21 protein-coding genes are annotated in these 18,458 nt (G+C 71.4%); 5 read left to right on the top strand and 16 right to left on the bottom strand.

The window, feature by feature from the left end; translation table 11 throughout:
- Nucleotides 1-49: 49 nt before the first annotated feature.
- Nucleotides 50-259, bottom strand: a complete 210-nt coding sequence (locus AS97_RS31900) for a hypothetical protein (RefSeq protein ID WP_059144182.1) — start codon at nucleotides 257-259, stop codon at nucleotides 50-52.
- Nucleotides 260-632: 373 nt separating this feature from the next.
- Nucleotides 633-914: an acylphosphatase gene (locus tag AS97_RS31895; RefSeq protein ID WP_210566096.1), complete on the bottom strand. Its 282-nt coding sequence runs from the start codon at nucleotides 912-914 to the stop codon at nucleotides 633-635.
- A 305-nt stretch (nucleotides 915-1,219) separates the two neighbouring features.
- Between AS97_RS31895 and AS97_RS31890 the strand changes: the two genes are divergently transcribed.
- Nucleotides 1,220-2,032 (top strand): CAP domain-containing protein, encoded by an 813-nt coding sequence (locus AS97_RS31890; RefSeq protein WP_312846979.1) that lies wholly within the window; start codon nucleotides 1,220-1,222, stop codon nucleotides 2,030-2,032.
- 146 nt (nucleotides 2,033-2,178) lie between these two features.
- Nucleotides 2,179-2,640 carry a helix-turn-helix domain-containing protein gene (locus tag AS97_RS31885; protein WP_059144179.1) on the top strand — a complete coding sequence of 154 codons (462 nt, stop codon included), beginning with the start codon at nucleotides 2,179-2,181 and terminating at the stop codon, nucleotides 2,638-2,640.
- On the opposite strand, the gene mutM is transcribed toward AS97_RS31885, so the two are convergent.
- The 9 genes from mutM to AS97_RS31840 all read right to left on the bottom strand — a co-directional run bounded on the left by mutM (nucleotide 2,568) and on the right by AS97_RS31840 (nucleotide 11,984).
- A complete protein-coding gene (gene mutM / locus AS97_RS31880) occupies nucleotides 2,568-3,488 on the bottom strand; it encodes a bifunctional DNA-formamidopyrimidine glycosylase/DNA-(apurinic or apyrimidinic site) lyase (protein WP_210566095.1) in 921 nt (306 codons plus the stop codon). The genes AS97_RS31885 and mutM overlap by 73 nt on opposite strands.
- Nucleotides 3,489-3,606: 118 nt before the next feature.
- Nucleotides 3,607-4,443 (bottom strand): ribonuclease III, encoded by an 837-nt coding sequence (gene rnc / locus AS97_RS31875; RefSeq protein WP_125758691.1) that lies wholly within the window; start codon nucleotides 4,441-4,443, stop codon nucleotides 3,607-3,609.
- Between the two features lie 19 nt (nucleotides 4,444-4,462).
- A complete protein-coding gene (rpmF, locus tag AS97_RS31870) occupies nucleotides 4,463-4,636 on the bottom strand; it encodes a 50S ribosomal protein L32 (protein WP_009714764.1) in 174 nt (57 codons plus the stop codon).
- A 2-nt stretch (nucleotides 4,637-4,638) separates the two neighbouring features.
- Nucleotides 4,639-5,229 carry a YceD family protein gene (locus AS97_RS31865; RefSeq protein WP_185929935.1) on the bottom strand — a complete coding sequence of 197 codons (591 nt, stop codon included), beginning with the start codon at nucleotides 5,227-5,229 and terminating at the stop codon, nucleotides 4,639-4,641.
- A 201-nt stretch (nucleotides 5,230-5,430) separates the two neighbouring features.
- Nucleotides 5,431-6,552, bottom strand: a complete 1,122-nt coding sequence (locus AS97_RS31860) for an ATP synthase F0 subunit B (RefSeq protein ID WP_125758687.1) — start codon at nucleotides 6,550-6,552, stop codon at nucleotides 5,431-5,433.
- Nucleotides 6,553-6,659: 107 nt separating this feature from the next.
- Nucleotides 6,660-7,169 carry a pantetheine-phosphate adenylyltransferase gene (gene coaD, locus AS97_RS31855; protein ID WP_059144174.1) on the bottom strand — a complete coding sequence of 170 codons (510 nt, stop codon included), beginning with the start codon at nucleotides 7,167-7,169 and terminating at the stop codon, nucleotides 6,660-6,662.
- Complete coding sequence (gene rsmD, locus AS97_RS31850; protein ID WP_059144173.1) at nucleotides 7,166-7,753, bottom strand: 16S rRNA (guanine(966)-N(2))-methyltransferase RsmD; 588 nt, start codon at nucleotides 7,751-7,753, stop codon at nucleotides 7,166-7,168. The genes coaD and rsmD overlap by 4 nt, the downstream gene beginning before the upstream one ends.
- A 173-nt stretch (nucleotides 7,754-7,926) precedes the next feature.
- Nucleotides 7,927-10,086 (bottom strand): ATP-dependent DNA helicase RecG, encoded by a 2,160-nt coding sequence (gene recG / locus AS97_RS31845; protein WP_059144237.1) that lies wholly within the window; start codon nucleotides 10,084-10,086, stop codon nucleotides 7,927-7,929.
- A 128-nt stretch (nucleotides 10,087-10,214) separates the two neighbouring features.
- Nucleotides 10,215-11,984, bottom strand: a complete 1,770-nt coding sequence (locus AS97_RS31840) for a DAK2 domain-containing protein (RefSeq protein WP_210566094.1) — start codon at nucleotides 11,982-11,984, stop codon at nucleotides 10,215-10,217.
- A gap of 265 nt (nucleotides 11,985-12,249) precedes the next feature.
- Here AS97_RS31840 and rpmB point away from each other — a divergent pair, with 265 nt between their 5' ends.
- Nucleotides 12,250-12,435, top strand: coding sequence for a 50S ribosomal protein L28 (rpmB, locus tag AS97_RS31835; protein WP_009714771.1), 186 nt, complete (start codon nucleotides 12,250-12,252; stop codon nucleotides 12,433-12,435).
- 102 nt (nucleotides 12,436-12,537) lie between these two features.
- On the opposite strand, the gene thiD is transcribed toward rpmB, so the two are convergent.
- A complete protein-coding gene (gene thiD / locus AS97_RS31830) occupies nucleotides 12,538-13,377 on the bottom strand; it encodes a bifunctional hydroxymethylpyrimidine kinase/phosphomethylpyrimidine kinase (RefSeq protein ID WP_210566093.1) in 840 nt (279 codons plus the stop codon).
- A gap of 138 nt (nucleotides 13,378-13,515) precedes the next feature.
- Nucleotides 13,516-14,484 (bottom strand): thiamine-phosphate kinase, encoded by a 969-nt coding sequence (locus AS97_RS31825; protein WP_059144170.1) that lies wholly within the window; start codon nucleotides 14,482-14,484, stop codon nucleotides 13,516-13,518.
- A gap of 137 nt (nucleotides 14,485-14,621) precedes the next feature.
- On the opposite strand from AS97_RS31825, the gene AS97_RS31820 reads away from it, so the two are divergent.
- Nucleotides 14,622-14,855 carry an Lrp/AsnC ligand binding domain-containing protein gene (locus AS97_RS31820; protein ID WP_014055158.1) on the top strand — a complete coding sequence of 78 codons (234 nt, stop codon included), beginning with the start codon at nucleotides 14,622-14,624 and terminating at the stop codon, nucleotides 14,853-14,855.
- A 74-nt stretch (nucleotides 14,856-14,929) separates the two neighbouring features.
- Nucleotides 14,930-15,373, top strand: a complete 444-nt coding sequence (locus AS97_RS31815; protein WP_210567321.1) for a DUF3515 domain-containing protein — start codon at nucleotides 14,930-14,932, stop codon at nucleotides 15,371-15,373.
- A gap of 11 nt (nucleotides 15,374-15,384) precedes the next feature.
- On the opposite strand, the gene AS97_RS31810 is transcribed toward AS97_RS31815, so the two are convergent.
- From AS97_RS31810 to AS97_RS31800, 3 genes are read right to left on the bottom strand one after another with little or no spacing between them, the layout of a single operon-like run.
- Entirely contained in the window at nucleotides 15,385-16,557 is a 1,173-nt protein-coding gene (locus AS97_RS31810) for a D-alanine--D-alanine ligase family protein (protein ID WP_059144168.1), read from the bottom strand.
- A gap of 34 nt (nucleotides 16,558-16,591) precedes the next feature.
- Complete coding sequence (locus AS97_RS31805) at nucleotides 16,592-17,593, bottom strand: NAD(P)H-dependent glycerol-3-phosphate dehydrogenase (RefSeq protein WP_086706646.1); 1,002 nt, start codon at nucleotides 17,591-17,593, stop codon at nucleotides 16,592-16,594.
- Complete coding sequence (locus AS97_RS31800) at nucleotides 17,590-18,354, bottom strand: lysophospholipid acyltransferase family protein (RefSeq protein WP_059144166.1); 765 nt, start codon at nucleotides 18,352-18,354, stop codon at nucleotides 17,590-17,592. Before AS97_RS31800 ends, AS97_RS31805 begins: the two co-directional genes overlap by 4 nt.
- Between the last annotated feature and the right edge of the window lie 104 nt (nucleotides 18,355-18,458).

Here is an 18,458-nt window from a genome sequence, read left to right as displayed (position 1 = left end):
AAGATTCTCAAGCGGCTGACGATGCAGCCCGACCGGCCCTTGGGCTGGGTCAGGCGAGCGCAGGCTCCGCCTGGGATACGTCGATGCTTTCGAGCAGCGAGTCGCCGTTGTAACGAGCGGCGGCGGACAGTGCGTCGTTCTCGGCCTGAATCCGGACGAGCTCGGATTCAAGGTCCTGGACGCGCTGCTGAAGCCGTCGCATCTCGGCGAGGACTCGGGGGTCGGAACCGCCGACGTAACCGAGAAGCGCCTTTGCCATGATGGATGGTCCTCCACACTGAGTGACCGAACGAAGCGGTCTGGGTCGTGAGAGATTTGCACCCGCGATGCTTGCCCAAATTACTACCGTGCTGCGCGGCAAACAGTTAAGGTGCGCGGGGCTTCCAGCGTCTCACCAATTGGTTTGAGGGTCAACACGATCACATGCCGACGGGGCCGCAAGGGTCGAGAGCACACGGGCGGCGGACTGTGCCCACCCCTCTCCAGAGGACCCATGGCGGTCGGGGATCTTCCGTGACACCGCAGCCTTCCACGGCGCGGCCCCGTTGGCAACCATCAGCCGATTTCTGCTCACGGTGCGCAGGGAAGGCATGGTCAGCGGGATACCGCGGAGGGTGCCTCCGGTGAGTTGATCAACGGATTTCGAAGGTGCCGTAACCACCGCGCGGTGTGTCCCAGATCTCGGTGATTCCCTCGACTTTCCCGGGCGTGTCGCCATCCCGGAGCCATTCGAGCAGCTGTTCGCATTCCGCACGGGAGCCCTCCGCGACCACCTGCACCCGCCCGTCGGCGAGGTTGGAGGCAAAGCCGACAAGGGCCCCGATACGCAGCGCGTTGGCCCGGGTGTACCAGCGGAAGCCGACGCCCTGGACGCGGCCGCGGACCCACACGGTGAGGCGGACTCTCTCGTTCATACGCGCACGCTAACCCCACGCGCGAGCAGGCGCTAAACCCTCCAATTAGCAACTGTGCACGCGCGTTGGGGCCCGAATGGCGTACAGTCCCGGCTCAACGAGACTCACCCACACGAGTGATACATGGCTCGCGCACACGAGTGACACATTTCGAGCGACTTTTGACGCCGAGAACACAAGGAAGGCAGGAGATGGGCCGCCATCGACGATCTGCCCCCGGGGCCGTGGCGCACGAGGCCATCGCAGGCCGCCACCGGGGACCGCACCGGAGCCCCCTCGCTCCGGTCCGGACCGGACTGTTGGGCGTGTCCGCCGCCGTCGCGGTTGGCGCGGTGGCGATGGCCTCCGGACTCGTTCCGGGAGACGGCTACCAATTGGGCGGGGGCAATGACTCCGCCGGACAGGTCCAGGCGGGCGGTCCCACCGACTCGGGCCTGGAGACACAGGGCTCGCAGTCCGCGGCCCCCACCGGCCGCGGCTCGGTACCGCCCAGCCGCGGCGACGACCGCCCTCACGCACCCTCCACAACTCCCTCCAAGCCCCCTTCCCAGCCCTCCAGGACGCCTTCCACCACGCCGCCGGAGCAGCCGGGGTCCTCCGCGCCCTCCGGGCACGGCGGGAACAACGGAAAGAACGGAAACAACGGGAACGGCAAGGGCGGCTCCAAGGGCGGCGGGCACGGGAAGCCGTCCCGTACGCCCACGACCGCGCCCGCGCCCCCCGCGGAGTCGGCCGGCCCCGAGACCGCCTCGGAGACCGAGGTCCTCACCCTCGTCAACGAAGAGCGCGAGAAGGTCGGCTGCGCCCCCGTGACGGCCGACCCCAAACTCGCCCAGTTGGCCGAGGACTTCAGCGAGGACATGTCCCTGCGCCAGTTCTTCGACCACATCAGCCCCGACGGCGACAGCCCCTGGGACCGCGCCGAGAGCGCGGGCATCCTGGACCTGGGCGGGGAGAACATCGCCCGCGGCCAGTCGGACGCGCAGGCGGTCATGGATTCCTGGATGAACAGCTCCGGCCACCGCGCCAACATCCTCAACTGCTCGTTCAAGCGGCTGGGCGTCGGAACCCACTTCGGCACCGGCGGCCCCTGGTGGACCCAGGACTTCGGCTACTGAGCCGCTGAGCGGGCAACCGCAGCCCGTCACCCGCCGAGCCCGGGGCGTACCCACACGCCCCGGGCTTCGCATACGCCGGTAGCTGCATACTCACCATGCGAAAGCGCAGCCCTGTAGTCAGCGCTGAGTGCGCGTATGGTGTCTGCATGGACTGTGAACGCACTGGCGCGGCGTCCTCCACGGCGGACGCGGAGAACCTGGCCTTCGACGTGTTCGCCCGCGCCTGCCCCTCGCGCGGCACGCTGGAGCATGTCACCGGAAAATGGGGCGGCCTCATCCTGGGCGCGCTCCACGAGGGCAGCTTCCGCTTCAACGAGCTGCGGCGGCGGGTCGACGGCGTCAGCGAGAAGATGCTGTCCCAGACGCTGCACGCGCTGGAGCGCGACGGTCTGGTGCACCGCGAGGCGCAGCCGACCAACCCGCCCCGCGTGGACTACCGGCTGACCCCGCTGGGCAGCGCGGTCGCCGAGCGGCTGCTGGCCCTGATCTATCTCGTCGAGGACCGGATGCCCGAGGTGCTGAGCGCCCAGGAGCGCTACGACACCGTGCGCGCCGAAAGCGGCGAGGCGGCCGGGCGGGCCACGACGGCCGGGCGCGGCGGGCGCTGACAGCGCGGGCAGAAGTAGCTGGAGCGGTTCATCCAGGGGCGGCGGCGCATCGCGGTGCCGCAGCGACGGCACGGCTCGTCCTCGCGGCCATACGCGTCCAGGGAGCGCTCGAAGTACCCGGACTCGCCGTTCACATTGACGTAGAGGCTGTCGAAGCTGGTGCCGCCGACGGCCAGCGCCGCGGTCATCACCTCGCGCACATGGCCGAGGAGTTCGGCGGCGCGCGGGCGGGCGAGGGTCGCGGTAGGCCGGTCGTAGTGCAGCCGGGCGCGCCACAGCGCCTCGTCGGCGTAGATGTTGCCGACCCCGCTGATCAGCGACTGGTCCAGCAGGGCGCGCTTGATCGTGGTGCGGCGGCGGCGCAGCGCGGTGTGGAAGGCCGCCTCGTCGAAGGCGGGGTCCAGCGGGTCGCGGGCGATGTGCGCGATGGCGTCGGGCAGCCCCTCCAGGTCGCCGGGGACGGTGTCGTGCAGCGAGAGCCCCCCGAAGGTGCGCTGGTCGACGAAGCGCAGCTCGGTGCCCGCGTTGTCGTCGAAGCGGACCCGGATGCGCAGATGCTTCTCGTCGGGGGCCTCGGCCGGCTGGACCAGCAGCTGCCCGCTCATCCCGAGATGGGCCAGGATCGACTCGGCGGCGGCATCATCGTCGAACGGCAGCCACAGGTACTTGCCGCGGCGGCGGGCGATCCCGGTGCGGCGGCCCCTGAGCCGGGCCGCGAAGTCCTCCGCGCCGCCGAGGTGGCGACGGACCGCGCGCGGATGCAGCACCTGGACGTCGGCGACCGTACGGCCGCTGACCCAGCGCTCCAGTCCGCGGCGGACCACCTCGACCTCGGGCAGCTCGGGCAACGGGGGCCTCCTTGGCCTTGAGCCCTCACCGCCCCCGGGCGGAACGACCGGGCGGGCCGTCCGCCACGGGGGCGGTGAGAGGTGTTACGGACGTGACGGACGGTACGGGGAAGGGCGATCAGCGTGCCGAGGAGGCCGTGTCGGCGGCGGCTCCGCCGTCGGCCGCCGTGGTGGCGGTTCCGGCATCGGCCGCCTTGGCCTTCGCCTGAGCCTCGTCGGCAGCCGCGCGAATCGCGCGCCAGGCGGCCTCGGCCGCCTGCTGCTCGGCTTCCTTCTTGCTGCGGCCGGTGCCGGTGCCGTACGCGACACCACCGACGCGGGCAGCAGCCGTGAAGGTCTTCTCGTGGTCGGGACCCGTCTCGGAGACCAGGTACTCCGGGACCCCGAGCCCCTCGGTGGCGGTCAGCTCCTGGAGGCTGGTCTTCCAGTCCAGGCCGGCGCCGAGGTTCGAGGACTTCTCGATCAGCGGGTCGAAGAGCCGGTGCACCAGCTCAGCGGCAGCGTCGAGCCCCCGGTCGAGATAGACCGCGCCGATCACCGCTTCAAGGGTGTCGGCGAGGATGGAAGCCTTGTCCCTGCCCCCGGTGCCCTCTTCGCCCCGGCCGAGCCGGATGAAGGCGCCGAGGTCCAGACCACGGCCCACTTCAGCGAGCGCGCGCGAGTTCACCACCGCGGCCCGCAGCTTGGCCAGCTGGCCCTCGGGCAGGTCGGGGTGGATGCGGTACAGCGTGTCGGTGACCACCAGGCCGAGCACGGAATCCCCGAGGAATTCCAGCCGCTCGTTGGTGGGCAGCCCGCCGTTCTCGTACGCGAAGGAGCGGTGGGTCAGCGCACGCACCAGAAGGGCGGACTCGAGCTGGTACCCGAGCCGCCCTTCCAGGATCGTGTGAGACGAGGCCGTGTCCGCCTGGGACGCTTCACCGCGCTTACGCGGGGGCGTAGTGGCGTCTGACATAGAGCCTGTCACCCGCCGATCAGACCTCGAGGACCTGGCGGCGGTTGTAGGTGCCGCAGCTCGGGCACGCGATGTGCTGCTGCTTCGGCTCGTGGCAGCGCTCGCACGCCACCAGGGTGGGGACCGCAGCCTTCCACTGCGACCGGCGGTGGCGCGTGTTGCTGCGCGACATCTTCCGCTTCGGAACAGCCACGGCTACTTCTCCTGTGGGTCATCCCCGCGCTCGCGGGGTGCGTTGTCCTTCTCGCCGTCCCTCATGGTCTCGGCGAGTCCCTGCAGTGCCGCCCAACGGATGTCGGCGGCATCGTGGTGGTGGTCGGGGTCGTCCGCGAGACGGGCGCCGCATTCGGCACACAGCCCCGGGCAGTCCTCCCGGCACACCGGCTGCAGCGGCAGTGCGAGCACCACCGCGTCACGCAGCACGGGCTCGAGGTCGAACAGGTCGGCCTCGAGGAAGAGCCTGTCCTCCTCCTCGGCGTCGTCGCCGGTATCCGCGTCGCGGCTCCGGTCGTCGGCGTCGGGGTAGGAGTACATCTCCTGGAAATCCGCTTCGAGCTCTCGCCCCAGCGGCTCCAGACACCTTACGCACTCCCCCGTCAGCGGTGCACGGGCGGTGCCTGTGACAAGCACCCCTTCCATGACCGACTCCAGGCGGAGGTCCAGCTCGACGGTCGCGCCTTCCGGCACCCCGATGACCTCGATACCGAGGTCCTTCGGCGCCGCCGCGGAACGGGAGATCCTTTTCAGCGCACCAGGACGACGACCCAACTCGCGCGTGTCGAACACGAGAGGGGCACGGTGGTCGAGGCGGGCGTTCAGGGCTTCCTGCTTTCTACGCTGCGGCGGGCCACCCGATCATTCGCACGAAACGGGCAGCCGAGATCGCGGACGTACACGCGACCGAAGAGCCAGGATACTGGACAGGCCGCCGTAGACCCAATCCGCCCGGTGGAGGCGGAGTTCCGGCGGCCCGGGACGTACGGGGACCTAGCGGCCCTGCTCGTACTGGCGGAGCTGATCGAGGTCGATCATGCTCGTGTCGAACAGGCTGGTCTCGTCGAGCGCGGCGCCCGACTGCTGCTGCTGATGCTGTTGGTGCTGCGGCGGCTGCGGCGGCTGCTGGGGCACATAGCCCGCGTTCGGGTCGTAGCCCTGAGCTTGGGCCTGCTGCTGCCAGGCGTAGGCGTCCTGCTGCTGATAGCCGCCCTGCATGGTGTACGGATCCTGCTGCGGCGGGACGTACGCCTGCTGGTCCTGCTGCGGTACGTAGGTCTGCTGCTGGTAGCCGTAGGCGTCCTGCTGCTGATAGCCCGCGGTGGCGGCGTAGTACGCGGCGTCGGCGGCCGCCTGATCCGGCTGGGCCACGGGCTGGGCGACGGCAGCCTGGGACTGGGCGAGGTCCGCCAGATAGTCGTCGTCGGTGGTCCGCAGGGCCATGCCGGCCTCGTCCTGGGCCGCCATATGGGCGCCGAGCTCATCGGCGGGCCGGGCCCCGAGCAGCTTCTGGCGGCCCCGGCCGACCGCCTCCAGGGTCTTGGAGAGGACCGCCGAGACGGCCCCCAGCTTGGTGTCCACGTACTCGTCGGCGCGCTGCCGCAGGGTCGCCGGGTCGGCGCTGCGCTCCGGGCCCTCGTCGGACTGCTCGAAGCCGTCCTCGGCGCCGGGGGCGCGGCCGAGCAGCTTCTCCCGGCCGCGGCCCACCGAGCCGATGGTCTTGGTGAGCACGACCTCGAAGTTGGCCAGCTTGCTGTCCACGTAGTCGTCGGCCTCGGCCCGGATCTCCTCGGCCTCCCGGCGGGCCTCGGTGAGGATGCGGTCGGCCTCCTCCTGGGACTTCCGCACCATCTCCGTGTCCGAGATCAGCGAGGCGCCCTGGGCGTGCGCGGACTCGATGATCCGCCCGGCCTCCCGGCGGGCCTCCTCCACCATCTGGTCCCGGCCGCCGATCAGCTCCTGGGCGTGGGCCAGGGAGTCCGGGAGTGCCGCGCGCACCTCTTCGAGCATGGCGAGCAGCTCGGCGCGGTTGATCACGCACGAGGCCGACATGGGCATGGACCGGGCGCCGCCGACGGTATCGACGATCTCGTCGAGCTTCTTCTGCACGTCCACTGTGGGTGCTCGCAGACTGTCTGGATGCGGATGGGAACGGAGAACGAACGGGACGACTGTACGGCGAGCGGACCGCTCCCGGACAGCCGCTGACGTCCCGTCAGCCGTTACTTCCGGCCGAGCCGCTCGGAGAGCGATTCCAGCACCACCGGGGGCACCAGGTGGGAGACGTCGCCGCCCCAGGCCGCGACCTCCTTGACCAGGCTGGAGGAGAGGAAGCTGTAGGTGGGGTTGGTGGGCACGAACAGCGTCTCCACGCCGGAGAGGCCGTTGTTCATCTGGGCCATCTGCAGCTCGTAGTCGAAGTCGCTGACGGCTCGCAGCCCCTTGACGATCGCGGGGATGTCCCGCTGCTTGCAGAAGTCGACCAGAAGTCCATGAAACGCCTCTACCTTGACGTTTCCGTACTCCTCGGTGGTCTGGCGGAGGAGATCGATCCGCTCCTCCACCGTGAACAGGCCCTGCTTCGACTTGTTGATCATCACGGCGACGTGCACGACGTCATAGAGCTTGGAGGCACGGCCGATGATGTCGAGGTGTCCATTGGTGACGGGGTCGAACGACCCCGGGCAGACTGCGCGGCGCAACGGAAGTTCCTCGCTCTCGGATCCGGTCATGACGCGTTCTCGCACGTCGAGGCGGCGCGACCGTACCAAAGCGTGCCCTCGCCGTAGCGACGGGCCCGTAGCCCCTCGAATCCGGCAGGCCACACGAACTCCCCACCTCGTGTGCTCCGCTCAACGGTGGCCAGCGCGTCGGCCGCTAGCCAGCCATTCCCCAGGAGTGTGAGCAGGATCTCGCGGAGTTCGGCGTCGGTGACGGCGTAGGGCGGGTCCAGAAAAACGACGTCGTACGGGCCGGTGACGGGAGCCTGTCCGGTGATGGTCTGTTCGGCCTTGCCGGTGCGCAGCTCCGCGCCGGGCAGACCGAGCGCCCGGACGTTCTGACGGATCGTGCGGGCCGCCCGCGGGTCGGACTCGACCAGCAGCACATGGACGGCGCCGCGGGACAGCGCCTCCAGGCCGACCGCGCCGGAGCCGCCGTACAGGTCGAGGACGCGGGCTCCGTCCAGCGAGCCGAGCAGCGACTCCCAGGTGGAGAACAGGCCCTCGCGCGCCCGGTCCGAAGTGGGTCGGGTGCCGTTTCCCGGCGGCACGGCCAGGCGACGTCCGCCGGCCGCTCCGGCGATCACGCGGGTCATGGGTGTTGGCAGTCCTTCGCGGTGGTCGGGGCCGCGGCGCACCGCGCCCGTCCGGGCGGGGCCGCCGCACCTCCACGATATGGCGTACGGCGGCGGGCGGTGGCCGCGCGCTCGGATCCGCGGGCCCGGCCCCGCCCGCGGCACTCTTCTCAGCCCCTGTCCCCGCTCGTGTCTCAGCCCTTGTCGAGGTACTCCTCGCGCTCCTTGTCCAGCAGGGCGTCCAGCGCGGTGCGCAGCTCCGGATAGCCGGTCAGCTCCGGGTCGTCGGCGACGATCGCGGCCGCCTCCTCCCGGGCCGCCGCGATGACCTCCTCGTCGTCGATGACGGCGAGCACCCGCAGCGAGGAACGGACCCCGGACTGGGCCTGGCCGAGCACATCGCCCTCCCGGCGCTGCTCCAGGTCGATCCGGGACAGCTCGAAGCCGTCGAGCGTGGCGGCCACCGCACCCAGCCGCGCCCGGGCGGGGCTGGCCTCGGGCATCTCGGTCACCAGCAGACACAGCCCGGCGGCCGAGCCACGGCCGACACGGCCGCGCAGCTGGTGCAGCTGGGAGACGCCGAACCGGTCGGCGTCCATGATCACCATGGCGGTGGCGTTGGGGACGTTGACACCGACCTCGATGACGGTCGTGGCGACCAGCACGTCCACCTCGCCCGCGGCGAAGCGGCGCATCACGTCGTCCTTGGCCTCGGGCTGCATCCGCCCGTGCAGCACCTCCACCCGCAGATCGCTCAGCGGCCCCTTGGTGAGCTGCTCGGCGACCTCGACGACGGCCAGCGGCGGGCGCTTCTCGGCCTCGTCCTCGGGGGACGGGCTCGCGGCGCCCTTGGACGCGTCCCCCTCGTCGCCGGCGTCGTCCCCGATCCGCGGGCACACCACATACCCCTGGTGCCCGGCGGCCACCTCCTCGCGCACCCGCTCCCAGGCGCGGGTCAGGAAGTGCGGCTTGTCCTTGGCGGGCACCACATGGGAGGCAATCGGGGAGCGGCCCGCGGGCAGCTGGTCCAGGACGGAGGTCTCCAGGTCGCCGAAGACGGTCATGGCGACGGTGCGCGGGATCGGGGTGGCCGTCATCACCAGCAGATGCGGGGGCTGCTTGCCCTTGGAGCGCAGGGCGTCGCGCTGCTCGACCCCGAAGCGGTGCTGCTCGTCGACGACGACCAGCCCCAGGTCGTGGAACTGGACCTTGTCCTCGATCAGGGCGTGGGTGCCGATCACGATCCCGGCCTCGCCGGTGACCAGGTCCAGCAGCGCCTGACGGCGGGCCGCGGCGCCCATGGAACCGGTGAGCAGCACCACCTTGGTGCCCTGCTCCGCGCCGCCGAGCATGCCTCCCTCGGCCAGCTCCCCCATCATCTCGGTGATCGAGCGGTGGTGCTGCTGGGCGAGCACCTCGGTGGGCGCGAGCATCGCCGCCTGTCCCCCGGCGTCCACGACGCCGAGCATCGCGCGCAGCGCGACCATGGTCTTGCCCGAGCCGACCTCGCCCTGGAGCAGCCGGTGCATGGGGTGGTCGGTGGCCAGGTCGGCGAAGATCTCCTCGCTGACCCGGCGCTGGCCCTCGGTGAGGGTGAACGGCAGCCGGGCGTCGAAGGCCGTCAGCAGCCCGTCCGGAACGGGCTTGCGGGGCGCCGCGGGCAGTTGGGCATCGGCCCGGCGCCGCCGGGCGAGCGCCACCTGCAGGACGAACGCCTCGTCCCACTTCAGGCGGTCCCGGGCCAGCGCGATATCGGTCTTGGTGGCCGGTCGGTGGATCTTGCGCAGCGCCTCGGGGAGCGTGGCCAGCCCCCGGCCCTCGCGGAGGCTGTCGGGCAGCGGGTCGATGAGCCCGGCCAGCGCGGCCTCCTCGTGGCCGGCCGGGCCCAGCACGGTGTCGATGGCCTGCTGGATCTGCCAGGACTCCATCTGCTTGCACGCCGGGTACAGCGGCAGCAGCTGATGGGCGAACGCCTCCACGGCCTCCGCGCCGCTCTCCGCGCCCAGCGTCTTGAACTCCGGGTGGGCCAGCTGCCGCTTGCGGTTGAAGACCGAGACCTTCCCGGCGAACATCGCGCGAGTGCCGGGCTGCAGCTCCGAGCGCGGCTTGTGGACACCCTTGCCGAAGAAGACCAGCTGGAGACGGCCGCTGCCGTCGGTGATGGTGACCTCCAGCCGGCGGCCCCGGCCGCCGTTGAACGTATGCACCCGGGCGTCGGCGACCTGCGCCACCACGGTCACATGCTCGTCCAGGGGCAGGTCGGACAGCCGGGTCAGCTCACCGCGCTCCGCGTACCGCCGCGGGTAGTGGTGCAGCAGATCGCCGACGGTGTGCAGGTCGAGATGGTCGGCCATCACCTTCGCGGTGTTGCCGCCCAGGACCTTCTTCAGTGGTTCATCCAGCACGGGCACGCGTCCATTGCACACCACGGGAGTGACAAAGCGGGTGACGAGCGGGGTGATTCAGCGTCCGGCCGCCGGTCTCATTCGATGCCTATGATCAGCGGCGCGGTGGGCTGACCGCCGTGGTAGACGACCGTGTCGACGGCGAAGTGCCCCTCCCGCACATGCCGCTCCAGCCGTTCGGCGACCTCGTCCGGCAGGCCCGCGCCGAGCACCAGCGTGACCATCTCGCCGCCCGAGGCCAGCATCCGGTCCAGCACCGTCTCGGCGGTCGCGGCCAGCTCCGAGCCGATCACCGCCACATCGCCGTCGATCATGCCCAGGACGTCCCCGGCCTGGCACACCCCGGCCATGGTCCAGGACTGGCGCTCGGCGACGGCCAGTTCCGCGTAGCGGGTGGCGCCCGCGGCCGAGGTCATGGCGACCGCGTCCTCGTCGAAGCTGCGGGCCGGCTCGTGGACGGCGAGGGCGGCGATGCCCTGGACGGCGGAGCGGGTGGGGATCACCGCGACCCGTACGCCCTCGGCACGGGCCTGGGCCGCGGCCGCGGCGGCCGGGTGGCGCAGCTCGGTGTCGTTCGGCAGCAGCACGACCTCCCGGGCGCCGGCCCGGCGGACCGCGTCGACCAGTTCACCGCTGCCGGGCGGCTCCCCGGGGCGGGTGGCGACCGCGGTCGCGCCCGCCTCGGCGCACAGCGCGGCCAGCCCGTCCCCGGGGACGACGGCGACCACGGCACGGCCGGTGCGCTCGGTACCCCGGCCGCCGGTGGGGCCCTTGACGCCGGGCCGGTCCGGCAGAACGACGGCCGGGCCCGGCCGTTCCGGGCCGTCGGCGCCCGCCTTACGGGCGGCGGCGCCGTCGAAGTGGGTGATCCGGATGCGGTACGGGCGCCCGGCCTGAATGCCCGCCTCCACGGCCGCCCCCGCGTCGTCCACATGGACGTGCACATTCCACAGGCCGTCGCCGCCGACGATCACCAAGGAGTCGCCGAGGGCGTCCAGTCGCTCCCTCAGTGCGGCCACGGCCATGTCCCCGGCCTCCAGGAGGTAGATCACCTCGAAGGCGGGCCCACCGTCCGCGGCGTCGTCGGCCGGACAGCCCACGGGGTCCTGCCCAGGCGTCCCGGTGGGCGCCAGGGCGTCACGCGTCGGGCCGTCACCGCGGGAGCGGACGGGCCCGACCGCCGCGGGTGCCTCGCCCGACAGGGCCTCGGCGAGCCCGCCCAGGACCGTCACCAGGCCATAGCCGCCCGCGTCGACCACCCCCGCGCGGGCGAGGACGTCGAGCTGACCGGGGGTGGCCTGGAGCGCCGTGCGGGCGCTCTCGTAAGCGGCGCGGGCCACCGTGGCGGCGTCGCCGGTGGCGCACTCCGCCGCGCCCTCCGCGGCGGCCACGGCGACCGTAAGGACGGTGCCTTCCACGGGGTGGGCGACGGCCAGGCAGGCGAGGTCGGCCGCGCGCCGCAGCGCCAGCCGCAGCCCGTCCGCCTCGTCTGTGCCCGGGTCCCCCTGCGCCGAGCCGTCGGCCAGGACGTCCGCCATACCGCGCAGCAGCTGCGCCAGGATCGTGCCGGAGTTGCCCCGCGCGCCGATCAGGGCGCCATGGGCCATGGCCCGCACCACATCGGCGAGGGTGGGGCGGGAGGCGGCGGCCGAGGCGGCATGGCCGTCGAAGGCGGCGTCGACGGCCCGGGCGGCGGACTCGACGGTCAGATACAGATTGGTGCCGGTGTCCCCGTCCGCGACCGGATAGACGTTGATCGCGTCGATCTCCGCGCGGGCCCGGCCCAGCGCGTCCAGCGCGAGCCCGCACCAGGTCCGTACCGCATCGGCGTCGAGCGTGTGCGGCACGTAACGTCCTCCTCGGAGGCTGCTGGGGCGGGGGCGGGCATCGCGTCACCGCAGGGTAGTCGCCGCCCTCGGCGGGTGCCGGGCCAGCCATGATAGTTTCGTTGTACGGGAGTGGCCGTTGTATGCTGCTCCGGTTGCCCGATGCGAATCGGGCCATTCCCCCCAGGCGCCGCCGATCCACCGCGATCCAGGCAACGTCCGGGGCATCCGTTCAGTGTCCTGTCTCCTCGCGGGAAGCGAGGGCGACCCGTCTTTGGAGTAACCCGTGGCTGCCAACTGCGACGTCTGCGGCAAGGGGCCGGGCTTCGGCAACAACATCTCGCACTCGCACCGCCGCACCCGCCGTCGTTGGAACCCCAACATCCAGACGGTGCGCGCTGTGGTCGGTCGTACCCCGAAGCGGCTCAATGTCTGCACCTCGTGCATCAAGGCCGGCAAGGTTTCGCGCTAGTCGTCTAGTCGCACGACCTCCCCGCGCAAGCGGGAACCGGTACGCCGAGGCCGGTCCACCATGGATGTGGACCGGCCTTTTCGCGTGCCCTTGGGCACGCGCTCAGTCAGTTCCCTCCCGCAACCACCCGTGGTCGACCGGGCCGATGCCCGCGCCCAGGGGGAAGCCCGCCGCGATGGCGCCCGTGACGTAGTCCTTGGCCGCCATGACGGCCTGAGGGACCTCGTAGCCGCCCGCCAGATACGTGGCGATGGCCGCGGCGAGGGTGCATCCCGTGCCGTGCGTATGGCGGTTGTCGTGGCGGGGCGCCCGCAGCCAGTGCTCCTCGGTGCCGTCGGTGAGCAGATCCACCGCCTCGCCGCCGGGCAGATGGCCGCCCTTGATCAGCGCCCACCGCGGGCCATGGGCCAGCACCGCCCCGGCCGCCCGCCGCTGATCGTCCTCCGACTCCACCCGAACGCCGGTGAGCTGAGCCACCTCGTCGAGGTTGGGCGTGGCGACGGTCGCGGTCGGCAGCAGCTTCTTACGGACCGCGTCGAGCGCCTCGGTGGCCAGCAGCGGGTCACCGTGCTTGGAGACCCCGACCGGATCGACGACCACCGGCGCGGGCAGATCGGCGAGCAGCGCGGCGACGGTCTCGACCAGTTCGGCGGTCGCCAGCATGCCGGTCTTGACCGCCTGGACGCCGATATCGTCGGCCACGCTGCGGAACTGGGCCCGTACGGCCTCGGCGGGCAGTTCCCAGGCGCCCTGGACGCCCAGGGAGTTCTGCGCCGTCACCGCGGTGATCACGCTCATGCCATGGGCGCCCAGGGCCAGCATGGTCTTCAGATCGGCCTGGATACCCGCACCGCCACCGGAGTCCGATCCGGCGACGGTGAGGACGCGCACGGGCGCCGAGCCGTCATGGGAGGGGCGGGGGATACGAGGAGGCAGGACCATGGGGCCGAATCTACTCGCCGCCCCCACGCCCCGAGATCCCCCCTCGGCGCCCCAACCGCCGGCTCTGCTCCCTCACCAACGACTCAACGCCCTTACGGCGGACTCGACGCTCTTACCGCCGACGCGGCTCCCATACCGTCACTCGGCGTCCTTGCTGTCGCCGAAGTGGTCCCAGCCCCCATGGGCCCAGGGGGCTCCGTCCACCGTCACCTGGGGCAGCGCCGAGGGGTTCAGCACCTCGCCGATCACCTTCCAGCGGGCCGGCAGCTTGGCGTCGGGCGGGAAGGTGGCCACGATCGCGTGGTCCTCTCCCCCGCTGAGCACCCACTGCAGCGGATCGACGCCCACCGCCTGACCGATGTCCGACATCTGCGAGGGGATGTCGATGTCCCCCGAGCGCAGATCGATACGGACCTTGCTGGCCTCCGCGATATGTCCGAGGTCGGCCACCAGTCCGTCGCTCACATCGGTCATGGCGGTCGCGCCGAGCCCGGCGGCGGCGGGACCGGCGTGGTACGGCGGCTCCGGCCGGCGGTGCGCCTCGACGAAGGCCCGCGGCGAGCGGAAGCCGCGTGAGAGCACCGCGTGTCCGGCCGCCGACCAGCCCAGCCACCCGGTGACGGCGACAACGTCGCCGGGCCGGGCACCGGATCGGGTGACCGGCTCGTGGTTGCGCAGATCGCCCAGGGCGGTGATGGCCACGGTGATGGTGTCCCCGCGCACCACATCGCCGCCGACCACGGCCGCGCCCGCGACCTGGCATTCGTCGCGGATGCCGTCCATCAGCTCGGCCGGCCAGGTCACCGGCAGATCGGCGGGGACCACCAGGCCGAGCAGCAGCGCGGTCGGCACCGCGCCCATGGCCGCGATGTCGGCCAGGTTCTGGGCCGCGGCCTTACGGCCGACGTCATAAGCGGTGGACCAGTCCCTGCGGAAGTGCCTGCCCTCCAGCAGGACATCCGTACTGGCCACGACCCTCCGGTCGGGTGCGGCCACGACCGCGGCATCGTCACCGGGCCCCAACCTCACCGCCGGGGTGGTGGTGAGCCGGGAGGTGAGCTCTCTGATGAGCCCGAACTCCCCCAACTCGCCCACGGTGCCCTTCATCCCATCGCCCCTTCGTGCTCGTGGCCGCTTGCCCACCACGCCGCGCTCCCCGCGCGGGTCTCCCCGCGCCGCATGGCGACGCGGTACCGTGGCGTCCCTTCTCCCCACATGATCCTCGTAGCCGCCCTGGAGGTTCCGTGGTACAGGCGTACATCCTGATCCAAACCGAGGTCGGCAAGGCCTCGACCGTGGCCGACGTCATCGCCAAGCTCCCCGGGGTGATACAGGCGGAGGACGTCACGGGCCCTTACGACGTGATCGTCCGTGCCCAGGCCGATACGGTCGATGAACTCGGCCGCATGGTGGTCGCGAAAGTCCAGCAAGTCGAAGGCATCACTCGAACCCTGACCTGCCCGGTCGTCCATCTCTAGCTCCCCCGTATGCTCGGCCGGTGAATTGCGCACACCGTAGTCTCGCCCAACGGCTCGTCCCGCTCTCCGCCACCATGGCGCTGGCCCTGGTGTCGATGGCCGGTTGCACCTTCACCGGGGATTCCGACGACAGTGTGGCGCTCGCGGTTCCCACGCCGTCCGCACAGGCGGCGGCGGTGTGCCGGGCGCTCCACAAGGAACTGCCCACCACCGTGAACGGGCTGAAGCGGGGCACCGCCGAGCCCGCCTCGGACTACACAGCCGTGTGGGGGGACCCCGCCGTGCGGCTGCGCTGCGGGGTCCCCCGGCCGGAGGCCATGGACTCCGCGACCGAGTCGGCCGGGGTGAACGGCGTCGACTGGCTGCCGGAGAAGCGAAAGGACGGCTACCGCTTCACCACCGTACTTCGCCGGGCGTATGTCGAGGTGACCGTACCCGGGAAGTACGCCCCCGAGGTCAACGCCCTGCTCGACCTCGCCAAGGCCGTCAAGAAGACGGTGCCCAAGGGCGTGGCCTAGGGGCCTGGGCCCTAGCGCAGCCCGGTCGAGCGGCGCAGCGCGGCCTGCAGCAGCCGGTCCACCAGCTCGGGGTAGCTCACACCGCTCTCCTGCCACATGCGCGGGTACATCGAGATCGGGGTGAAGCCGGGCATGGTGTTGATCTCGTTGATCACGAACTCGCCGCTGTCCAGCAGGAAGAAGTCGGCCCTGACCAGCCCCTCGCAGGACGCCGCCTCGAAGGCGGCCACCGCGAGCTCCTGGACCCGCCGGGTCTGCTCCTCGGTGAGCGGCGCCGGCACGATACCGGCCGCCGCGTCGATGTACTTCGCCTCGAAGTCGTAGAAGGAGTGGGAGGAGACCGGCGGGATCTCGGCGGGCAGGCTGGCGCGCGGCCCGTCCTCGTACTCCAGCACTCCGCATTCGATCTCGCGGCCGCGCAGCAGCGCCTCCACGATGACCTTCGGGTCGTGGCGCCGGGCCTCCTCGACGGCCTCGTCCAGATCCGCCGGGTCCTCGACCTTGGTGATGCCGATGGACGAGCCGGCCCGCGCGGGCTTCACGAAGAGCGGCCAGCCGTGCTCCGCGGCGAACTCCACGATCCTGCGGCGGGCGGCGGAAGGTTCCTGCTGCCACTCCCGGGGGCGGATCACCTCGTACGGGCCGACGGGCAGCCCGAAGGAGACGAACACCCGCTTCATGTACTCCTTGTCCATGCCCACGGCGGAGGCGAGCACCCCGGCGCCCACATACGGCACCCCGGACAGCTCCAGCAGCCCCTGGAGGGTGCCGTCCTCGCCGTACGGGCCGTGCAGCATGGGGAAGACGACATCGACGTCGCCCAGTGCCTTGGGCACCGACCCCGGCTCGCTGTAGACGACCTCGCGGTTCCCCGGGTCGACCGGGAGGACGACCGAACCCTCGCCGGATTCGGCGAGCCGTTCGACGCTGGGCAGCTCGCTGCCTGCGATGGCCATCCGCTCGGGCTCGTCGGCGGTCAGCGCCCAACGGCCGTCAGCGGTGATGCCGATCGGCAGCACGTCGTACTTCTCGCGGTCGATGGCGCGCAGCACGGCGCCCGCGGTGACCACCGAGATGGCGTGCTCGGAGCTGCGGCCGCCGAAGACGACGGCGACGCGCGGCTTGTGCCGCTCGCCTCCGGAAGAAGCCGGGACAGGGCCTGAGGAAGGGGTCTGGCTGCTCATATCGCGTTGAGGTTACCTTGCGGTCCGCGCGGCGTCAGTGCCGCTCGGCCTTGGCGCTGCGGGACATCAGCTCTTTGAGTGCGACAAGCGGCTGTTTGCCGTCGTGCACGATCTCGACGACCGTCTCGGTGATGGGCATGTCGACGTCGAAGCGGCGGGCGAGATCGAGCACCGACTCGCACGACTTGACGCCTTCCGCGGTCTGCTTGGTGACCGCGATGGTCTCCTCCAGCGTCATCCCGCGCCCCAGGTTGGTGCCGAAGGTGTGGTTGCGGGAGAGCGGGGAGGAGCAGGTGGCGACGAGGTCGCCCATGCCTGCCAGGCCCGCGAAGGTGCGCGCGTCGGCGCCCATCGCCAGGCCCAGCCGGGTCGTTTCGGCGAGGCCGCGGGTGATGAGCGACGCCTTGGTGTTGTCGCCGAGCCCCATGCCGTCGGCGATGCCCACGGCCAGCGCGATGACGTTCTTCACCGCGCCGCCCAGCTCGCAGCCGACCACATCGGTGTTGGTGTACGGGCGGAAGTACGCGGTGTGGCAGGCGGTCTGGAGGCGACGGGCCACGCTCTCGTCGGGGCAGGCCACCACGGAGGCGGCGGGCTGCCGGGCGGCGATCTCCTTGGCCAGGTTGGGCCCGGTGAGCACCGCGACGCGCTCCGCGGGCGCCTTGGCAACCTCCTGGACGACCTCGCTCATCCGCTTGGCAGTGCCGAGTTCGACGCCCTTCATCAGGGAGACCAGCACGGTGTCGGCGGCCAGCAGCGGGGCCCATTCGGAGAGGTTGCCGCGCAGCGTCTGGGAGGGCACGGAGAAGACGGTGAACTCCGCGCCGGCCGCGGCCTCGGCCGGGTCGGTGGTGGCCCGCACGTTGTCGGGCAGCCGCACCCCGGGGAAGTAGTCGGGATTGGTGCGGCCGGTGTTGATGGCCTCGACGACACCGGGCCGGCGGCCCCACAGCGTCACCTCGCAGCCGGCGTCGGCGAGCACCATCGCGAAGGCGGTGCCCCAGGAGCCGGTGCCGAAGACGGCGCAGCGCGTCACTTGCTCTCCTCATCGGCCAGCGGGAGCGGCGGGCCGTCGGTGCTGGTGCTGGTGCTGGTGGGCCGGTCGTGCCGGTGAACGGGCGCCGGCTCTCCGCGCACCTCGGAGAGGAGGTCGGTGATGGCGTCCATGATGACGTCGGTGGCCGCCCGGAGGACCTCCGCGGTGGGCTCCTGGCCGTAGAACCCGGACAGGTCCACCGGCGGGCCGGCGAGCACCTTGAGCGTCTTGCGCGGGAAGAGACGGACCCGCTTCTCCTTGGCGTACGGCGGCACGGCCTCGTTGGCGCCCCACTGGGCGACGGGGATCACCGGGGCCTTGGTGAGCAGCGCGACCCGCGCCGCGCCGGTCTTTCCGCGCATGGGCCACATGTCGGGGTCGCGGGTCAGGGTGCCCTCGGGGTAGAAGGCCACGCACTCGCCCTTGTTGATGGCGTCCACGGCGGCCCGGAAGGCGTTGGCGGCGTCGGTGGACTCGCGGTAGACGGGGATCTGGCCGGTGCCGCGGAGCATGGAGCCCATGAAGCCGCCCCTGAAGAGGGCGGCCTTGGCGAGGAAGCGCGGCACCCTTCCGGTGTTGTACTGGAAGTGCGCGTAGGAGAGGGGGTCGAGATACGAGTTGTGATTGATCGCGGTGATAAATCCACCATCGGCGGGAATGTGCTCCATTCCGTGCCAGTCCCGCTTGAACAGAACCACCAGCGGCGGTTTGCACAAGACCGCTGCCATGCGGTACCAGAAGCCGATTCTGCGGCCGGACACTCGGAACATCCTCTCTTGGACCCTGCTGACCTGCTGGCTCGCTGTCGTCCCCTGCAGCCGCACAAGTGTCGCTCCAGGCACCCTGTCTGTCGAGAACACCGTAA

Origin of the sequence: Streptomyces sp. AgN23, from assembly GCF_001598115.1 — a bacterium.
Classification (GTDB): Bacteria; Actinomycetota; Actinomycetes; order Streptomycetales; family Streptomycetaceae; genus Streptomyces; species Streptomyces antimycoticus.
Note: the sequence above shows the minus strand (reverse complement) of the source record. Positions and strands in the feature narration are given on the sequence as shown.